The following is a 352-nucleotide window of genomic DNA, read 5'->3' on the forward strand; positions in this document are numbered from 1 at the left end:
GTTGGTATGGTACGCGAGACTCAAGCCAAGCCAGTTTTACTTTTTCGAAGTTGCCAGCAGAAGGAGAAGCTAAGAAGGTATCAATAGAAGAGTTCAACGCTTTTGCTGTGATTACTGAGTCTGCAAATACCGCGTGTGCAATATCTGCGTAATGTTCTACAACTTGATCTTGAGTTACTGCAGCGAAAGAAGAAGCAGAGGCAAAAATGAGTGACGAAGTTACGGCTTTTGTCACTAAAGATTTGATAGTCATGAAGCATCCTTGTTGAGCTTTAAATTATTATTCGTAGTAATAGTGCAAACCATTATCATTTACACTACGGATTTGAATAATACAAACTTACAATTTTAT

Annotated in this window: 1 protein-coding gene; it reads right to left on the bottom strand. The window is 37.8% G+C overall.

The genetic code is table 11. The features are described from left to right. Positions 1-253: imelysin family protein (locus tag BCT81_RS05250; RefSeq protein WP_277869796.1), on the bottom strand; the 253-nt coding region annotated here is incomplete at its 3' end. Positions 254-352: the final 99 nt, after the last annotated feature.

The organism is Vibrio sp. 10N.261.52.A1, from assembly GCF_002876325.1.
GTDB lineage: Bacteria > Pseudomonadota > Gammaproteobacteria > Enterobacterales > Vibrionaceae > Vibrio > Vibrio chagasii.